This window comes from Cohnella sp. GCM10012308, assembly GCF_042649185.1.
Taxonomy (GTDB): domain Bacteria; phylum Bacillota; class Bacilli; order Paenibacillales; family Paenibacillaceae; genus Cohnella.
Map to the genome: position 1 here is coordinate 1 of NZ_JBHRYU010000059.1, position 18,634 is coordinate 18,634.

Consider the following 18,634-nt stretch of genomic DNA (forward strand, 5'->3'; position numbering starts at 1 on the left):
CAAAGAAACCGTTCCTTTCGTAAATGGTTGCTAGACACTTCCATTTTACCAAAGAACGGTTTCTTTTTGTTTTACAAAAACAGGACTGCCCCGCAGGTCATTTTCATGACCCTTTTGGGACAGCCCCAAATGCAAAGCGCAAGCCGAAAATGGGGTTACTGGAGGGAAATACCTGCACTTTTGCATCTATCCTGTGTAAAAGGGCCGACATCGAAGGAAAAGGATGTTAATTTGCAGGCATTGCGGCGAAATAAGGCGCTGGCGACGAAACGCGGGCCAATTAGATCGTCATGGCAGTCTTCACCTGAAGCTTCTTACGGCTGCGGCGCATGCATTGACGGAACTCCTAAAGGATGTCTATGATAAATCTATTCGGTTGACGACGGAGGTTCGGCATGAAATACGCATGGACGGTCGGCTTGGCCGGCAGCATGGGCGCCTTGCTTCGATACGAGGCCGTGCTCTGGACGCATTCCTGGTGGCATTTCGCGTTTCCGCTCGCGACGCTCGTTATCAATCTGACGGGATGTCTCGCGCTTGGCTGGTTTACGGCTTGGGCGACGACGCGCCCGGGCCTGCCGGAATGGCTGCGGCTCGGGATCGGCACCGGCTTGATCGGCGCGTACACGACCTTTTCCACGTTCAGCGTGGAGACACTGACGCTGCTTCGCGATGGACGGGCAGGGGAGGCGGCGCTCTATATCGGCGCGAGCCTGGTCGGCGGGCTGCTGTTTGCGTGGGTCGGCTTCAGGCTTGGAGAGAGACGTCCGGCAGCGAATAACCGCGAGGTGGTGGGACCGTGACGTTCGGTCATGAGGGTCTGGTGGCGCTCGGCGGATTTTTCGGCGCTTGCGCGAGATACGGCATCGGCATTTGGGGGAAAAAGAGATTCCAGGCGAGACTGCCTGTCTCTACGATGCTTATTAATTTATCGGGATCGTTTCTGCTCGGCATCGTTGCGGCAGCCGGCGGCGGCGGGATTTCGCTGCTTGTCGGGACAGGCTTCATGGGCGCTTATACGACGTTTTCCACCTTTAACGCGGAAAATATTCAGCTTTGGCGAAGCGGAGCCTGGCGTACGCTTGCCATTTACGTAGGGGGAAGCTATATACTGGGCGTCGTGCTCGCCTGGGCCGGCTATGAGATTGGCAGCCGTCTGTAGGAAGACTTGCGGCGGATGCGATATTGGCATTTTGCCGATTTTACAGCTATGCACAGCTATGTGCACTATTCATAGTTCAGTTTTAGCCTGCGCCGTGCTTTAATGTTGCCGTTCTGACTTATCGACAGAGGAGCGGATCGTACATGGAGCTGCAGACGGCGCACGATAAAAATCAGCTTCGGCAGGCGGCCGCGGGGCTCGATAGCGCAGGCATCCGGGTTGCTTTCCTTTCCAACCGATTCGACGGTGCCAGCCGCAAAGGCTTCAGCAGAGCCGACTGGCGGGGACCGGCCAACGAGATCGCGGGGACGACGCTTGACAGCGGCGTCGGCGGCGAATGGCTGATCCGGACGAACGGCACGGCGTTGACCGGCCCGTACGGCGGGTTCGCGCTCGAGACGGACTGGCTCCATTGCGGCACGTCGCGGCATACGGCGGCGGAGGTTCGCTTCGAGATCGGCGCCTGGTCGCCATCGGCGTACGTGCTTGTGCCCGGCGCCGTTTACGGCGGCAACCGCTTCGAGGCGCGCAAGCTCGATTACGCGCCATGCTGGACGTCAATCGAGGAGCGCGGGCCGAATGCGCCTGCGCTCGTCACGGATATCCCAAGGCTTGCGGCAGGCGATGGACCTTCGTCACTCCATCTGCTGACAGGAGACGCGGCGACGCCGGCCGTTGCCTATTACGACCCGGAACGCGGACGAGCTTGTATCCTGCTTACGGAGCAGCGTACCGGTTACGGCGAGACGTCCATTCATATCGAGGAGTCGGCGGATCGCCGCGCGGCCGCGATCTCCTTTCGCGCGCCGGGGGTGCGCGAAGAGACGAAGTACGAGATGTGCACGACGGCGGCTCCGTCCGGCGACAGCGGGGCCGATTATGCCAACGGCGACCGCCTGAATTTAAAGTTTCACGTTTACCTGTTCGCTTGCGGCAGCGTGCGGCGCCTGTTCGCAGCGTTCGCCGCCGTGCGAGATTCCTTGACCGGCAGGCCGGAGCTGGCCGCAACGCTACCGTTTTCCGCAGCCTGGGCGATCCAGGAGGCCAAGTTTAACGCAATGAACTGGAACGGCGAGCATGGCTATTATGCGGTCGGCACGGTGGACGAGAAGCATCAGGACTGGCAGCTCGGCTGGGTAGGAGGCGGCATGTCAAGCTATGCGCTGCTGCTCGAAGGGAGCGCGACATCGCGGGAGAGGGCGCAGCGTACGCTCGATTTTATATTCGGCGGGCAGACGGCGGCCGGCTTTTTTCCGGGCGTCTTTTACCGCGGCCGCTGGTACGGGGACGAATTCGGGAGTGATCCGGACCGGGAGGCGCCGGAGCGATGGCATATCGTGCGAAAGAGCGCGGACGCGCTGTATTTCGCGGCCAAGCATATGCTGGCGCTGGAGGCGATCCCGCTCGGCCGCTCGGCAAGCGTGACTTGGCTGCAGGGATTGAGAAGATTAGCCGATGCATTTGTACGCCTCTGGGATGCGTACGGCCAGTTCGGCCAGTGGTTGAACCACGACACAGGCGAGCTGCTGGTCGGCGGATCGGCGGGCGGCGCGATGGCCGTCGGCGGCCTAGCCTGGTGCGGCCGCTTGCTGGGCGAAGCGAGATACGTGTCCGTCGCGTGCGAGGCGGGCGAATACTACTATAGGCGGTATACGATGGCCGGCGTCACCACCGGCGGTCCGGGCGAGATTCTTCAATGTCCGGACAGCGAATCGGCCTTTGCGCTTCTCGAATCTTATATGGCGCTCTACGAAACGACCGGCGACCGGCTGTGGATCGGCAGAGCGGAGGAAGCGGCCGATCAATGCCTGTCCTGGTGCGTATCGTACGATTTCGTTTTCCCGGCGTCGTCGACCTTCGGCAAGCTGGGCATGCGCACCGCCGGGTCGGTCATCGCGAACGCGCAGAACAAGCACAGCGCGCCGGGCATTTGCACGCTGTCGGGCGACGCGCTGCTCAAGCTGTTTCGCGCGACGGGCCGCCGGCGCTACATGGATCAGCTGACGGAGACGGCGCGCAATATGAACCAATACTTATCCCGCTCGGACCGGCCGGTCATGGGTTGGGACGGCAAGGACATGCCGCCAGGCTATATGAGCGAGCGCGTCAACATGAGCGACTGGGAAGGCGCGGACCTTGTAGGCGAAGCGCTGCCGCTCTCGTGCTGGTGCGAGACGTCGAACATGCTGACGTATGCCGAGGTGCCGGGTATCTACGTTCAGCGCGACACGGGGCTCGTATGGGCACCCGATCACGTGACGTGCGGATTGGAGACGACGGCGGACGGCGGCGCTGCGCTGCGCGTGACGAATCCGACGCCCTGGCCGGCTTCTGTGAAGCTATTGTCGGAGACTTCCACAGAGGCGGCGCTGCCGCTGGGCGTTTGCGCGAGCACCGCCTGGCCGCGCGTTCGGCTTGCGCCGGGCGAGACGCGGGTCTTGCCGCTGGCCGAATAGCGCGATTACCATCCGCTCGGTCATAGGCAATCGGAAATTCGCATGCTCGAACTTGCTGTTAAATAACGCTTCATCTCGCAGCCGGGCTTCCCGGCAGCCCCGGTCGCCATATGCGAGCCGGGGCTATCTTTTTACCCGTCAAAATCCGATTTATTGCCGACGATTCCGCGCTGGAGCAGCAATTCGAACATTGTACAGTAGAGCGTCCGGCTGCCGTATGAGATGCTGTTATCGCTGACACGCACTCGTTTCCGGTGGGAGGATAACGTCATGAAGATGCTGCAAGCCTACAAATCCAAAAAGTACCTGACGCGTATGCTATTGTCGGTCAGCGTGCTGATGATCGCCGTGCTCGTCTTCGCCTCGCTGGCGCTGCAGTACAATGCCGAGCGGAGCTCGGTCCGCATGCAGCAAGATTCTTCCCGCAAGGTCATGAACCAGATCCAGTACAACGTCTCCTACATGACGGAGGCGCTCAACAATCTGGCCGTATCGCTTTTTATGGATCCGAATATTTCGCCTTTGTTTACATTGCCGAGCTACGACGAGATGACCGTCATCCGTTCGATGAACTCGCTCAAGCAGGCTTATTTGTCTTCGTCGTTTCTGCATTCGATCCTCGTCTACAACGGCTACGACGATCAAGTCTATCCGGTCGGACAGCTCAGCTTGAACAAGCCGGAGGCCGCGATGGCGGACGGCCTCGTCTCGCTGCTGAAACGCGAAGAAAAGCTGCCTCGCATGAAGCTTCTGCCCATGAATTTTAGCGGCAACGCGGAAAAAATCGATTTTTTCTCGATCGTCCTCTATCAGAATTTCGGCGCCGTCCGCAACGGACGGGAGAGCGCGCTCGTGGTCAATATTAAGCCGGAATGGCTCTACGACAACCTGCAATCGGTAAACGTGTTCGACGATCCCGCCAGGTCCGGCCTCTACATGCTGGACGCATCAGGCGATGTGATGATGTCGGGCGGCGGCGGGGCGGCGACGGCCGACGCGAAGCGGCTTGCGGAGGCATTGTCGAGCCGGACAAAGGCGAATCTTGCGTCCTTCGGCTCCTTCACGGGCAAGCTGGGCGGCTCGGAAAAGAAACTGGTCACCTTTATGAGCATGAAGGACACGGATTGGAAAATCGTAAGCGTGCAGCCCTACGACGTCGTCACCGGCGGCATCCGCGAGATGCGCGCAACCTCGGTGGCCGTCATCGCCGTCGTTCTGTTGTTGGGCGTTCTGCTGACCTTTCTGATCGCCCACAAGCTGTACCGGCCGATCGAACGGATGTTCAGCCAGATCGGGATTAAGCCTGGCGAGTCGCAGGGAAGAGATGCTACGGCGCGCCACAACGACGAGTTTTCGGCAGTAGCGACCGTCTACAGCTCGATGCTGGAGAAGCTGCATTGGGCGTCGAGCGAGCAGGACAAGCAAAAGCGGATCGTGCGCAACTATCATCTTCGCACGCTCGTCGCCGACAGCCCGTCGCTGTCGCGCGAGGAATTTCAGGACAACATCGCCTTGAACGGCCTGGACATCGATCCGGCGGGTCCGTATCGCCTGGTCGTCGTCAAGGTGGACGGCTTCGCCGAATACGAGCGGACGACGACGCCCGGACAGCGCGCGCTGTATACGTTCGCGATCGGGAACATTGCCGAGGAGATCATGCGGCCCGGTCCGTACCGCTGCGAGATCGCGGACATGCGCGGCGACCATGTTGCCATGCTTGTAAGCCCCGCCGGGAAAGGCGCGGATACCGAGACGCTGACTCGGCTGCTGCGCCGCGTTCAGGAGGTCGTCGGCAGTTATTACAAGCTGTCCCTGTCGCTGACGGTCAGCGGAAGCTGCGACAGCCATGTCGGCATCACCGAGCGATATGGCGAGGCGATCCGGCTGTCCCAGTACAAGCTGTTGTTCGGACATCGCGCCATTCTGACGCCGGAGGCGGTCGGCGAGCGGATGAGGAAGACGGAGTACGACGCGCCCGCTGAGGCGGAAAAGAAGCTTGTCGAGAGCATCCGCGCCAACCGTCCCGAAGACAGCGCGGCTGCGGCGGACGCGATTGTTCAAGGGCTCGAAGCCTGCCATTTCGACCATATCGTCCATGGCATCCTGCATCTCGTCGACTTGCTTAAATCCGCCGTCCGGGATCTCAACCGCAACCGTCTCGTCTCGCTGCCGATCGATCTGAGCTCGCTCAGCCGGGAGGCGCTCGAGAAGGAAACGATGGAGGAGGTGCGCGAGCTGATCGGCGCAGCCATCCGCGAGATCCACGACAAGCTGTCCCGCACGGACGCCGACAAGAACGCCGCCTTGACCGACGCGATCAAGGAAATGATCGAGACCAACTACAAAGACAGCAACCTGAGCCTCCAGGGCATCGCGGCGATGCTGCACCTTACGCCGGCTTATGTGGGGCGGATATTCAAAACGAGCGAGTTCGTGTCGGTGGGGGAATACATGAACGACGTGCGTTTACGGCATGCGCAGGCATATCTGGAGACGAAGGGCTTCAGCATCAAGGAAGTCATGGAATTGGTCGGTTACGTGAACGAGAGTACCTTCTTCAAGCTGTTCAAAAAGACGTTCGGCGTGACGCCGAAGGAGTACCGGTTGAAGAAGGTGCTGGAGTAGGCGGCAGGCGCGGGGGCGGATAGGCAGTGTAGGCGGATCTCCTGCACCAGGAGAGGCGATGGACGATGGGCGGCGCGGTGGTGCGAGGAGGCGGATCGCCTGTACTAGGAGAGGCGATGGTCGGTGCGGCGGTGCGCGAAGGCGGATCGCCTGTACTAGGAGAGGCGATGGGCGGCGCGGGGGCGAGGAAACGCGGATCGCCTGCACTAGGAAAGGCGATGGGCGGCGCGGCATCGCGGAAACGCGGATCGCCTGCACTAGGTGAGGCGATGGGCGGCACGGGGGCGAGGAAACGCGGATCGCCTGCACTAGGAGAGGCGATGGGCGGCGCGGGGGCGTGCGAAGGCGGATCGCCTGCACTAGGAGAGGGGATGGTCGGCACGGGGGCGCGGAAACGCGGATCGCCTGCACTAGGAGAGGCGATGGTCGGCGCGGGGACGTGCGAAGGCGGATCGCCTGCACCACGAGAGGCGATGGGCGGTGCGGGGGCGAGAAAACGCGGATCGCCTGCACTAGGAGAGGCGATGGTCGGCGCGGGGACGTGCGAAGGCGGATCGCCTGCACCAGGAGAGGCGATGGGCGGCGTGGGGGCGTGCGAAGGCGGATCGCCTGCACTAGGAGAGGCGATGGTCGGCACGGGGGCGAGGAAACGCGGATCGCCTGCACTAGGAGAGGCGATGGGCGGCGTGGGGGCGTGCGAAGGCGGATCGCCTGCACTAGGAGAGGGGATGGGCGGCACGGGGGCGGGGAAACGCGGATCGCCTGCACTAGGAGAGGCGATGGTCGGCACGGGGGCGAGGAAACGCGGATCGCCTGCACTAGGAGAGGCGATGGGCTGCGCGGGGGCGAGGAAACGCAGATCGCCTGCACCACGAGAGGCGATGGGCGGTGCGGCATCGCGAAATGGCGGAGGAAGGCGCTGCACGTCAAGGCAAAGACTTAAGGAGTGTAGAAAAAGCCTTGTCAAAAGTCTCAATCTTATTTATGATTAATTTACATATTTTGTTGCCTGAAGCACAGGCCGTTCTATCCGAATCCATTCGGAGGAGCGGCCTTTTCTATTTTCTAAGGAGGTTAGTTTATGTCCGATGTGTTGTTTCAAAAAGCTTACGATGAATGGATGTCGCGCGTTATTCGCCATAGTCAGGGTGAAAGGAAAAGACGATTGATGGAGATGGATTCGTACAACGAGCGATTGTTGCTTAAAAATCTATGGTGGCCGGCGCTTGGCAGCTTCGATCATCTTCATCCGGAATGGGAAGTTTCCGACTTTAAGGACGGACAGAGATTCGTCGATTTCGCCTACATGCCTTTCGGGTTGCATCGGGGTCTGATTTTGGAAGCTGACGCCTACGGTACGCATTTACGCGACGTGAGTCGATTCAGGTTCGGCGACAACCTGGAGAGGCAAAATCATTTGCTGATGGACGGCTGGCACATGCTTCGCTTCTCAAGAGACGATTTGTTGGAAAAGCCGAAGCGCTGTCAACAGACGTTGTTAGCGGCACTATCCGCGTGGGCGTACGGAGCGGGATCGGAAGTGGCTCAGCTCACGTTGTATGAGAGAGCTATTCTTCATTGGATTGGAAGGCATTGCAGCGAAATTAAGCCGGTAGAAGTAATAGCTGCACTTAAAATTAGCTTTTATCAAACTAGTGCCAGCTTGCAGACGCTGGAGACCAAAGGTTACTTAAAATCAAACCGGTCCGCACAAGGTAAAGCGATGAGTTACACGGTTTTGCCAAAGACGTATAAAGTGATCTGAAGATTAGTTTAATCGCCTTCACCATAGAAGGGGATAAGCGAAACAAGGCAGCAAGAAGGATAATCGCCTTCACCACAGAAGGGGATAAGCGAAACAAGGCAGCGAGAAGAATAATCGCCTTCACCGCAGAAGGAGATAAGCGAAACGAGGAAGCGAGGAGGCCGAACGACTTCACTACAGAAGGGCATGAGAGGATATAGGCCGTGTGAAAGCCGAACGACTGCCCTACTGCAGGGGATTAGCAAAGCAATGCCGCGAGCAATCTGATCGCCTTCTCAATAAAAGGCGATGGTAGACGGCGGTCGATTCAGTCCCCAATCTAAAAAGCGACCGTCCTTCCGGACGGCCGCTCGCGCGATTCGGTTAGCGTGTGATCATTCTCTTTCCCGTGCCGTTATCTCTTTCCCGTGCCGTTATCTCTTTCTCTTGCCCTTATCTCAGTCCCTTACCCTTCAAGAACGCGTCCCACTGCGCGGCGACTTCGGTTTCGTATTTCTCGATGCCGGAGGCCTTCAGCTTGTTTTCGAACTCGGGAAGCATCTTGGCGGGATCGACGGCGCCGGTCTCGAGCGCGGTCGAATATTCGTTGCCTACCGCATTTAGATTGGCGCCTTCGGCCTTGATCTTCTCTTCATTAATCGAGAAGCCGTTGCTGGCAGGCACGATGGCGCTGTCGTTCAGCTCGATCGTCTTTTCCCACGTGTCGGGATCCATGCCTGGCTTGAGGTATGCGTTGAACTGGTTGCCGAACACCCAGTCGCCGTTAGGCGCATAGCCGGAGCCTTCGATCGGCGCGATGAACTTGTCGTCCGTCTTCGTGTAGTGCTTGCCTTCGATGCCGTTGCAGATCAGGTTGTACAGGTACTTGTCGGTGTTGAGCAGGTTGATCAGCATGAGTGCGCGCTCGGGATTTTTGGAATTTTTGTTGATGACGTGCATGGCGCTCGCGATACCGGTAAAGTAGCTGTCCGAGATCGGGACGTAGACGACGTCGTTGCCGCCATTAATCGCTTTCTCGCCGATCTCGCCGCCCGGCTTGGACGTGAATTCGAGCGATACGGCAACATTGCCTTTGCCCTTCAGGTCGTTGATGTTCTGGAGCACGGGCGCGTCCTTGTTGATATAGCCGGCTTGGTACCAGCCGTGAATCGTCTGGTAGAAGTCTTTCTTGGCTTCAAGCGAATCGATCTTGCCGATCATGGCGTAGGACGTATCGTCTTTCTTATAGCCGACGGCTGCGCCGTCCGGCGCCACGGCGTTCGGGTCGACGAACAAGCCGTAGGAGTTTTGCGCGAGACCGAGCGGAACGATGCCTTTTTCGTTATCCTTGAGCGTCTTCAAAAACGGCTCGATATCTTTGTACGAGTGTACGGTGCTGACGTCGAGATTGTACTTGTCGATAAAGCGTTTCTGAATGATCAGGCTCTTTTGCTTGGCCGCGATTTGATAGATCGGGAAGCCGTACACCTTGCCGTCGGCGGCTTTCATATCCGGCCAGAACTTGTCGGGGATGTTGGCCCGCGCGTCCGGCGCGTACTTGGCGATCATGTCGTCCGGCAGCTCGAGGTAAGCGCCCTTGTCGATGTACGGCTGATAATTGCCGAGCCAGCCCTTGGAGCTCCAGGCGATATCGAACGCTTCGCCGGCCGCGAGCATGGCGTTTAATTTTGGCTCGTATTCGTCGAATGTCAGCGGTTTCAGATCGACGGTCGCGTTGATTTTTTCTTTCAAATACTTGTTGATTTCGTCGTTGACCAGCTTCTGGTCGGGACCCGGATTGGCGGATACGGGATAGATAAACGTGAGCTTGACTTCGGGCAGCTCCTCCGGAGTCGCCTCTGCGCTAGCCGATGGACTTGCGGAAGCGCTTGCCGCCGGGGAGGCGCTCTCGCTTGCCGATGCGCTCGGGCTGGCCGTATTGGCGTTGTTGTTATTGCTGCAAGCCGCAAGCGCGGCCATCGAGAGAAGCAGCATATATTGCGGAATCCGTTTTCCTTTTCTCATCTCTGAACCCTCCATTGAATGGACCCTTATTATTTAATACGCCGTGCGACCGTGCCTGACCTGCTGCCGCCCAAAAAGCCGATCACCTCCCTTATATGCAGCGGCAGCCGTTTATCGATTATGCCGGCGTTAGCCTTTGAGCGAGCCGACCGTGATGCCTTTGACGAAGTACTTCTGGAAGAAGGGGAATACGAGCAGCATCGGACCGCTTGCGACGATCGCCATCGCCATCCGGACGGACAACGTCGGGAATTGCGCGAATTGAAGCTTGTCGGATACCTGCGCCATCGGCGAATTCGCGAGGAATTCGGCCTGAGACAAAATGCGCACGAGCAGCAGCTGCAGCGGAATGTACTTGTCGTTGTCGATGAACAGCAGCGCGTTGTACCATTCGTTCCAATAGCCGAACGCGATGAACAGTCCGAGCGTCGCGAGCGCCGGCGTCGAGAGCGGGAGAATGATCCGGAAAAAAATCCGGAATTCGCGCGCGCCGTCGATTTTGGCCGATTCGACGATCTCCGGCGAGATTTTGTCCAGGAACCCTTTCATGATCATAATGTTGAATGGGCTCATGAGCGCGGGGATGATCAAGGCGGCGAGCGAATTTTTGAGATGCAGGTACTGCGTCATCAGAATGTAGAACGGAATGAGACCGCCGTTGAACAGCATCGTGAAAAATACATAAAACGTAAGGGGCCGGTTGTACCTGAAGTCCCGCCGCGAGATGGGGTAGGCCATGAGCGCAGTAAGCAGGAGCGACAGAAACGTTCCGATGATCGTGATCATGATCGTGACGCCGTAGCCGCGCAAGATCGTGTCCGGTTTTTCAAAGACGATCCGGTAGGCCTCGCCGCTCCAAATTCTCGGGATGAACTGATAGCCGTATTCGAACAAGCTGTCCTCCGAGGAGAGCGAGATCGAGACGACCAGAATGAAGGGCGCGACGATCAACAAGCAGACGACGATAAAAAACGCGTTGATGAACCAATTATTCGATTTAAGAGTCATAGCGGATTCGCCTCCGGATTAGAAAAGCGCGTTGTCGCGGTCGATGCGGCGCACGATATAGTTGGCGGACACGACGGTAACGAGACCGACGAACGATTGAAGGAATCCGACGGCGGCCGCGGAGTTGATGTCGCCGAGCTTCGTGAGCGCGCGGTACACGTAAGTGTCGATGATGTCCGTCGTCGGGAAGTTCGGCCCGACATTGTTCGGGATGAAGTAGTGAAGGCCGAAGTCGCCGCGGAAAATGTTGCCGAGTCCGAGTATGAACAAGATAATGACGAGCGGCTTGAGCAGCGGGAGCGTGATCCGGGCCATCATCTGGATGCGGGTCGCGCCGTCGAGCTTGGCGGCTTCGTAGTATTCCGTGCTGATGCCCGTCATGCCGGCGTAATAGACGAGCGTCGAGAAGCCTACGCCTTTCCACAATGCGATCAGCGGCAGAATGTAGATCCACGGCGCCGTTTCCAAATACCAGTTGTGCTCGGGCAAGCCGAGAAACGCGAGTACCTTGTTCGCGAAGCCGTTCTCGAAATCGAGAAACGCGTTGCCGATATAGCCGACGAGCACCATCGAGAGGAAGAAGGGGAGGAACAGCACCGTCTGGTACACTTTCATCAGCCGTCCGGACAGTTCGTTCAGCAGCAGCGCCAGCAGCAGCGCCGCGATCGTCCCCGTAATGATGTAGGCGAAATTGTACAGCAGCGTATTGCGGATAATCCGGTACGCGTCTTCCGCCTTGAACAAAAATTCGAAATTCCGAAACCCTACCCACTCGCTTCCGAATATGCCGCGGTCATATCTGAAGTTTTTGAACGCCAGTATGAGGCCGATCATCGGCAGGTACGCGATGACGAGCTTGAATAGAATGCCCGGCAGCGCGAGGATGAGCAGCTCCCGGTTTTTGCGGAACAACCGGATCTCGTTGCGGATCCAGCTTGTTCGCCTTGCTTGCGGATCGCCCGGGACGGGGGAATCCGCGGCGCTTAGCTTGACGGGTTGGGTCTTGGCCATGGGGATCACCTCCATCTTGGATATGACCCCATCATGCCATGAGCGGAATGCCGATTATACGATTCGATGTTCGAATAACTGTTCCGGGAGCGTGTATTAAATGCGAATTCATATGTTTTTTGGGAAAAGTAGCGGGATTCGGGGGAGGGACGCGGCAAAAAACGCGAAAAGAACGAAGCCGAGCAGGCTTCGTTCGAACAGTTCGTCCGTATAAGAATGCGGCACATCGTTATTTTGCCGATCCGGGCGCCTAGGCGCGAAATAAGGATGTGAGACATCGTTATATCGCCAATCCGGCTACCGCACGTCCGAATAAGGATGCGATACATCGTTAATTTGCCGATCCGAGCGCCTGCTCGTCGCCATCTTCGTTCACGAGCTCAGCGAACGCTTGATCCGATATTCCTTGGGCGTGCTCCCGAACTTGCCCTTGAACAGGCGGAAAAAGTAGCTTTGGTTCGAGTAACCGCATTGGTCCATGATTTCCGCGATCGTGTCGTCGGTCTGGAGCAGCAATCTGCGCGCATGGGCGAGCCGCACCTCGTTCATGTACTCGGTAACCGTCGTGCCGCATTGGTCCTTGAACAGCTTGCCTACGTAAGCGGAGGTCAGCTTGACGGTGGTGGCGATCGATTGTTGGCTGAGATTCGGGTCCTGGAACTTCTGCTCGATGAGCGCCTTGATCGTCCCGACGATCCATTCGTAGCGCTCGGAGCCAGGCGCGCGCTGGGCCTCGCATATTTGCGCGCATGCGGACAGGAAGGACATATAGATGTCCTCCAGCGACCGGTCACCCTCCGTAATCCTGGGGATTTGCTCCGGGTCCACGGGGATCGAGGCGAGCCGGTTGTTGATCATGTCGGCCGCCGTGTTTTTGACGGCCCACGCAAGATCGGATACGGCGCGCTTCATGTCGTCGTACTGGAACTCCGAGAGCAGCGCGAACGCCTTTTCAAGCTCGCCGCCCGCATTCGTCAATTGTCCCTTTTTCAGCGCTTCGGTCAATCTCCGCTCGATATCGGGCTGCAGCGTCCGACGCCCGCCGGAGAGATTGGCGCGAACGTCAGCGGGCACGATAATGGATTTGTAGCCTTGGGCGAACATATAAAGGCATAGTTGATAGGCTTGCCTGTATGCGGCGGAGAGCTGGCTAAGTCTTGATACGGGATCGCCGATGCCGCAGGTCAGCGACAGTCCGTAATATCGCTCGATCGTCTCCTGGATTTCCTGGAGGATCGGCCGGACCTTTTCCATGCGCTCGCTTGCGCCGGAGCCGGACAGCACGAGCACCGACAGTCCGTCGTGCATGTCCACGGTTTCGCAGCGGTATTCGCCGGCCAACTGCTCTTGCGCGATATTGAGGATGGCAAAAGCGTGAAGCCTTCTCGCGGAAGGCGTCGTCGTGCGCTCGTATTCGGCGTAACGGTCGATGCGCAGGACGCAGACGCAGTAAGGGCCTTCGCTTGCGAGCTGCAAGCCGTGGCGCTCGATCAGCTGCGTCATATCCGCTTCGGGAATGCTGCCGCCGTCCGACAGGAACGTACGCAAATAGTGCTTTTCGACGATCTGCTCCGCGCTGATCTCCCGCAGCTTCTCGGACAGCCGCAGCACGTTGTCTCCCATGAGGTCGAGCTCGTTCGCGCCGCCGACTGCCATACCGTCCTTAAGATGCGGCCGAATGCGGCGCAGCATCGCGTCGATTGGACCGTACAGCTTAAACGACAGCCAAAACGAGACGGCCGTCGCGATCAGCAGAAATGCGCCTGTCACGAACAGCGCTTTTTCGCGCGTCTTCGCGACCTCCTTCATGACCGGCGCATAGGGCTGAATGTACAAAATGGTCCAATCGCCGATTCCCCGCATAAAGGTCACGATGCTCTTGCCGTCCCCCGCGTTGCCGACGACGAATCCGGACGACGCCTCCCGGTCGGGATCGGCACCGGAGACGAGCGCCGCAACGGCATCCGGCTCGGGCGCGTACACGCCTGACGACTGACCGTCCGACAGCAGCCGTCCGTCCGGCGTACGGATGAAGATCGCGCCTTGCCCGTTGCCGGCGCCGTTCATTCTGCGCAGACTGTCGAACACCCAATCCGGCTTGATGTACAGGATGAGCGCGGATTCTTTTCCATCGTAGGCTCGCAGCGCGTCCGTCACGATAAAGGCGAACGCATCGACATTGCTATCGTCATCGCCGAGACTGACTGGAATCAGCCTGGAGGTGGGCAGCGGGGCGGGCGAACGGAGCAGCCAATCCAGCATTCGTTGCTTGGTCTCGCCGCCGTCCACGAGAAATTCGCTCGAGGAGCCGAACAGCTCGCCGTTTCCCGCGTTGTAGACGGCCATCGAATGGAGAAAGGAAGAGCTCTCCATCAGCTTCTCCATTTCGTTGTATCCTCGGATGTAGTCCATCTGCGGAAGCGGCTCCGAGTACATGAGCGGAATCAAAAAGTTGTCGTCGTATGCGAAAGTGGACAGTCGCACGATAATCTCGTTCATATAAGACAGATTGTATTGAATCTGCGACAATACCTTTAGATTGGAATCCTCCTGCACGCTCCGGACGGATCGCTCGAGCACGTAGGAATTGACGGCGGACAGGCCGGTCAGGATGAGTGCCATGGCGATCATGATCGAGAAAAGGACGCGTTGGAAATATCTCCTTGACTTATAAAATCCGAATCCGAACCCGAATCCTTTCATCGCTTCGCGCTCCTTCCCGCTGCAGGCGTGACTTCTCTATTTTTAAATGGAAACGCTTTGGATTGCAACCGGTTGCTTGAAAGAATTTCGCAGTCCGCTCGGCAGGCGGAACGGAGTTATTAATGGATTTCATAGCCCCTTTGGCTTGCTTTTCCAACTTTGTACAGTTTATCGGAGGACCGCGCCGTGGCACGATGGAGTCACGGAGGAGGTGAGTGCGGCGCCGTCGAATATAAAGCCCGCAGCGCGGGCTAGCGACACGGAGCGAAGCGAAGCCATGCCATCTTAATTTGAAAAGAGGGATTCGTGAAGATGTCCAAAAGGAACGGCTTGTCGGCCATATTCAATCGTAAAGCTGCCGGCGTGTTCTGCGCATTGACGATTTTGGCGCCGGTCATTCCGGCACCCGCCGCATTCGCCGCCACGGTTAATGTAACCGCTTACGGAGCTAACGGATCAGATTCCGCGGACGATCTGACGGCCATTCAAAATGCCATAAATGCCGCAACGAGCGGCGACACGGTCTACGTCCCTTCCGGCACCTACTATTTATCCGGGAGTCTCCAGGGAAAGACGGGCGTCAAGCTGCTCGGCCAGGGCCGGGACACGACCATCCTCAAGTACAACGGCACCGGCACCGGCGCCATGGTCTCGCTCAACAACACGAGCAATGTCGAGATCGGCGCGCTGACGCTCGACGCCAACAACAGCACGACGCTCGACGCAGGCATCTGGAGCGAGCCGGGCAGCGGGCACAACATCCATGACAACCGGATTAAAAATCTGGCCAAGACGAGCGGGTTCGCGCCGTTCGGCATCCTGATGTCCGCCGCGCCGAACGTGACGATCAAAAACAACGACTTCGTCAATATGGGCACCGGCTCGATGTGGGGCGCGGCGATGCGGGTCGGCTGGGGCTCCAACGCGCCGCTCATCGAAGGCAATACGATCGCGAACACGGGACGCGGCGGCATCTTCGTGAACGACGGCGTCGACGGAGCGGTCATCCGGAACAACGTCATCACCGGCTCGGGCATCTTCAACGAAGGGCTCGGCATCGAGCTTCACACGAACGTCAATCACTCGATCGTAGAGGACAATCAGGTCGATCACTGGCTGTCCGTCGTTCGCTCGGAGTACAACGCGATCCGGCGCAACACGGTGCATACGACCGACAATACGGTCAAGGGCATCGGGCTCGAGATTATGTCCAACCATTCCGTCACCTCCGACAACCTGGTCGACGGCGGCCAACAGGTCGGCATGCAGCAATCGCCGGGCACCGGCTACCAGCTGTGGAACTACAACACGATCAAAAACATCGTCATGTGGGGCATGCAGCTTCAGGGCGAGGGCACGGGCGAGACGGAGCAGTTCCAATACTTCTATAAAAATACGATCAAGGACGGGCCAATCGGCAACCCCGCCGCCGCCTATCCCGGCTACGACGGCAACGCGGTCCGCATCCACGGCAACTCGAAGAACATCACCTTCGACAGCAATACGATCACGAACAACGGCCGCAAGGCGATCGAGATTACGACCGCCGCGGGCACGGACCGCATCAGCTTCGTCAACAACATCATCACGAACAACGGCGGTCCGTCCATCGACCAGTATCCGTCGTCCGCTTCGGATCTCGAATGGGCGAACAACACGGTCACCGGCAACGGCACCAATACGCAGCTTACGAGCCGCGGCTATGCGGGCGACGCCAAGCCGACCGCGAACTTTACGGCGCCGACGAGCGTGCAGCTCGGACAGTCCGTGACGTTCACCAACACGTCGTCCGACAACGGCTCGATCGCCGAGAACCTGTGGGACTTCGGCGAAGGCGTGCCGGTCACGACCGTCAGCCCGACCTATACGTACCAGAAGGCGGGCAACTACCGCGTATCGCTGGTCGTCTGGGACAACACGGGCCGCGCCAACATCAAGGAGCAGACGATCAACGTCTTCTCGGGACCGCCCGACACGACTGCGCCGAGCGCGCCGTCCGGCTTGACCGCGCCGTCCAAGTCCAACGTAACGGTCAACCTGTCCTGGACCGCTTCGACGGATAACGTCGGCGTCATCGGATACGACGTCTACCGGAACGGCACGCTGCTCGGCTCAACGACCGGCGCGACCACGTACAACGTGACCGGACTCACGCCGAGCACGGCGTACGCGTTTACGGTCAAGGCCAGAGATGCGGCGGGCAACGTTTCTGCGGCAAGCAACACGCTGTCCGTGACGACGGACGCGGGCGACACGCAGGCGCCGACCGCGCCGACAGGTCTGACGTCGACGGCGAAGACCGATACGAGCATCGCGCTGGCCTGGAACGCCTCCACGGACAATATGGGCGTGACCGGCTACAACATTTACAACGGCTCCGCCCAGATCGGCTCTACGACCGGCGCGGTGTCGATCACGCTTACGGGCCTCAGCCCGAGCACGGCATATACGCTGACGGTCAAGGCGAAGGACGCCTCCAACAATATTTCGGCGGCGAGCAACGCGATCACCGTCACGACCAACCCGCTCGCGAACTGGGTGAACTGCGCGGGCGAAAATAACCCCTGCAACTTCACGGGCACGAAGGAAGTGCGTTACGGCGCCAACGGCAGCTACGCCTACGGGACCTACACGAACACCGTCATGTGCTCGAACAACGGCTTCGGCGTCGATCCGGCTCCGGGCTATTACAAGACTTGCGACGTGAACATGGCCAGCGGCGGCACAAGCGACACGCAGGCGCCGACGGCACCTTCCGGCCTGGCGTCTCCATCCAAGACCGCGAATTCCGTGAATTTGTCATGGACGGCTTCCTCGGACAACATAGGCGTGACGGGCTACAACATTTACAACGGCAGCACGCTGGCAGGCACCACGACCGGCGCGACGACCTACACCGTGACGGGGCTGTCGGCCAGCACGGCCTACAGCTTCACCGTCAAGGCCAAGGACGCAGCCGGCAATCTGTCGGCCGCCAGCAATTCGCTGTCGGTGACGACAAATGCGCCAGCCGGCGATACGCAGGCGCCGACGGCGCCGACGGGACTGACTTCGCCGTCCAAAACGGCAAGCAGCGTCAGCCTCTCATGGACGGCGTCCACGGATAACGTCGGCGTGTCGGGCTACGACGTGTACAACGGCAGCGCGCTCGCCGGCTCCACGACCGGCGCGACTTCCTACACCGTGACAGGCCTCTCGGCGAGCACGACTTACAGCTTTACGGTCAAGGCGAAGGATGCGGCGGGCAATCAGTCGGCGGCCAGCGGCGCGCTGTCGGTGACGACCAATGCTTCCGGCGGCACGACGCCGACGGGCACGATCGTACGCGAGTATTGGACCGGCATCACGGGTCCGACCGTCGCCAGCATCCCGCTGACGACGACGCCGACGGGCACGGCGGTCCTGACCAGCTTCAAGGGTCCGACGAACTGGGGCGATAACTACGGCGACCGGATCCGCGGCTATATCGTGCCGACCGTGACCGGCACGTACCAGTTCGCCATCGCAGGGGACAACAACAGCCAGCTGTACCTGAGCACGGACAGCACCGCGGGCAACAAAGTCATGATCGGCGAAGTCGTCGACTGGACCAACGAAGAAGAATGGGGCCGCAACGCGTCCACGCAGCAATCCGGCTCCATCACGCTGACGGCGGGCCAGCGCTACTACGTCGAAGTGCTGCACAAGGAAGAAGGCGGCGGCGACCATGTCGCGGTGGGCTGGAAGACGCCAGGCGCAAGTGCGTTCGTCGTCATCGACGGCGCTTATCTGGCGCCGCTTCAATAATCGAATCGGCCTGACCTGACGAAGGCAGCCGGCATGCGGAGCTTTAGAGGCCGCGTGACGGCTGCCTTAGGCGGCGAAAGGGCATGAGGGCATGCGCCGGAGAGGGGAAGATCG

The 18,634-nt window shown here is 59.2% G+C and carries 12 protein-coding genes; 8 read left to right on the forward strand and 4 right to left on the reverse strand.

The features are described 5' to 3' along the window. From ACFOTD_RS33360 to ACFOTD_RS33390, 7 genes are all read left to right on the forward strand, one after another. Positions 1–363: hypothetical protein (locus ACFOTD_RS33360; protein WP_378124320.1), on the forward strand; the 363-nt coding region annotated here is incomplete at its 5' end. Positions 364–395: 32 nt separating this feature from the next. Next, the gene (crcB, locus tag ACFOTD_RS33365) at positions 396–803 is read left to right on the forward strand and encodes a fluoride efflux transporter CrcB (protein ID WP_378124321.1); all 408 of its coding nucleotides are present in this window, start codon (positions 396–398) and stop codon (positions 801–803) included. Beyond that, entirely contained in the window at positions 800–1,162 is a 363-nt protein-coding gene (locus ACFOTD_RS33370) for a fluoride efflux transporter FluC (protein ID WP_378124322.1), read from the forward strand. The genes crcB and ACFOTD_RS33370 overlap by 4 nt, the downstream gene beginning before the upstream one ends. A 143-nt stretch (positions 1,163–1,305) precedes the next feature. Next, complete coding sequence (locus ACFOTD_RS33375; protein WP_378124323.1) at positions 1,306–3,618, forward strand: YyaL domain-containing protein; 2,313 nt, start codon at positions 1,306–1,308, stop codon at positions 3,616–3,618. A gap of 270 nt (positions 3,619–3,888) precedes the next feature. Next, positions 3,889–6,243, forward strand: a complete 2,355-nt coding sequence (locus ACFOTD_RS33380) for a helix-turn-helix domain-containing protein (RefSeq protein ID WP_378124324.1) — start codon at positions 3,889–3,891, stop codon at positions 6,241–6,243. Between the two features lie 65 nt (positions 6,244–6,308). Continuing rightward, positions 6,309–7,235 (forward strand): hypothetical protein, encoded by a 927-nt coding sequence (locus ACFOTD_RS33385; RefSeq protein ID WP_378124325.1) that lies wholly within the window; start codon positions 6,309–6,311, stop codon positions 7,233–7,235. A gap of 89 nt (positions 7,236–7,324) precedes the next feature. Further along, positions 7,325–8,008, forward strand: coding sequence for a DNA-binding response regulator (locus ACFOTD_RS33390; RefSeq protein ID WP_378124326.1), 684 nt, complete (start codon positions 7,325–7,327; stop codon positions 8,006–8,008). Positions 8,009–8,440: 432 nt separating this feature from the next. On the opposite strand, the gene ACFOTD_RS33395 is transcribed toward ACFOTD_RS33390, so the two are convergent. From ACFOTD_RS33395 to ACFOTD_RS33410, 4 genes are all read right to left on the reverse strand, one after another. Then, complete coding sequence (locus ACFOTD_RS33395) at positions 8,441–10,012, reverse strand: ABC transporter substrate-binding protein (RefSeq protein WP_378124327.1); 1,572 nt, start codon at positions 10,010–10,012, stop codon at positions 8,441–8,443. A gap of 129 nt (positions 10,013–10,141) precedes the next feature. After that, a complete protein-coding gene (locus ACFOTD_RS33400; protein WP_378124328.1) occupies positions 10,142–11,020 on the reverse strand; it encodes a carbohydrate ABC transporter permease in 879 nt (292 codons plus the stop codon). 18 nt (positions 11,021–11,038) lie between these two features. Then, positions 11,039–12,031 (reverse strand): ABC transporter permease, encoded by a 993-nt coding sequence (locus ACFOTD_RS33405; RefSeq protein ID WP_378124330.1) that lies wholly within the window; start codon positions 12,029–12,031, stop codon positions 11,039–11,041. Between the two features lie 372 nt (positions 12,032–12,403). After that, the gene (locus ACFOTD_RS33410; protein WP_378124331.1) at positions 12,404–14,734 is read right to left on the reverse strand and encodes a helix-turn-helix domain-containing protein; all 2,331 of its coding nucleotides are present in this window, start codon (positions 14,732–14,734) and stop codon (positions 12,404–12,406) included. A gap of 312 nt (positions 14,735–15,046) precedes the next feature. Here ACFOTD_RS33410 and ACFOTD_RS33415 point away from each other — a divergent pair, with 312 nt between their 5' ends. Beyond that, positions 15,047–18,520 (forward strand): fibronectin type III domain-containing protein, encoded by a 3,474-nt coding sequence (locus ACFOTD_RS33415; RefSeq protein ID WP_378124332.1) that lies wholly within the window; start codon positions 15,047–15,049, stop codon positions 18,518–18,520. The last annotated feature ends 114 nt before the right edge of the window (positions 18,521–18,634 follow it).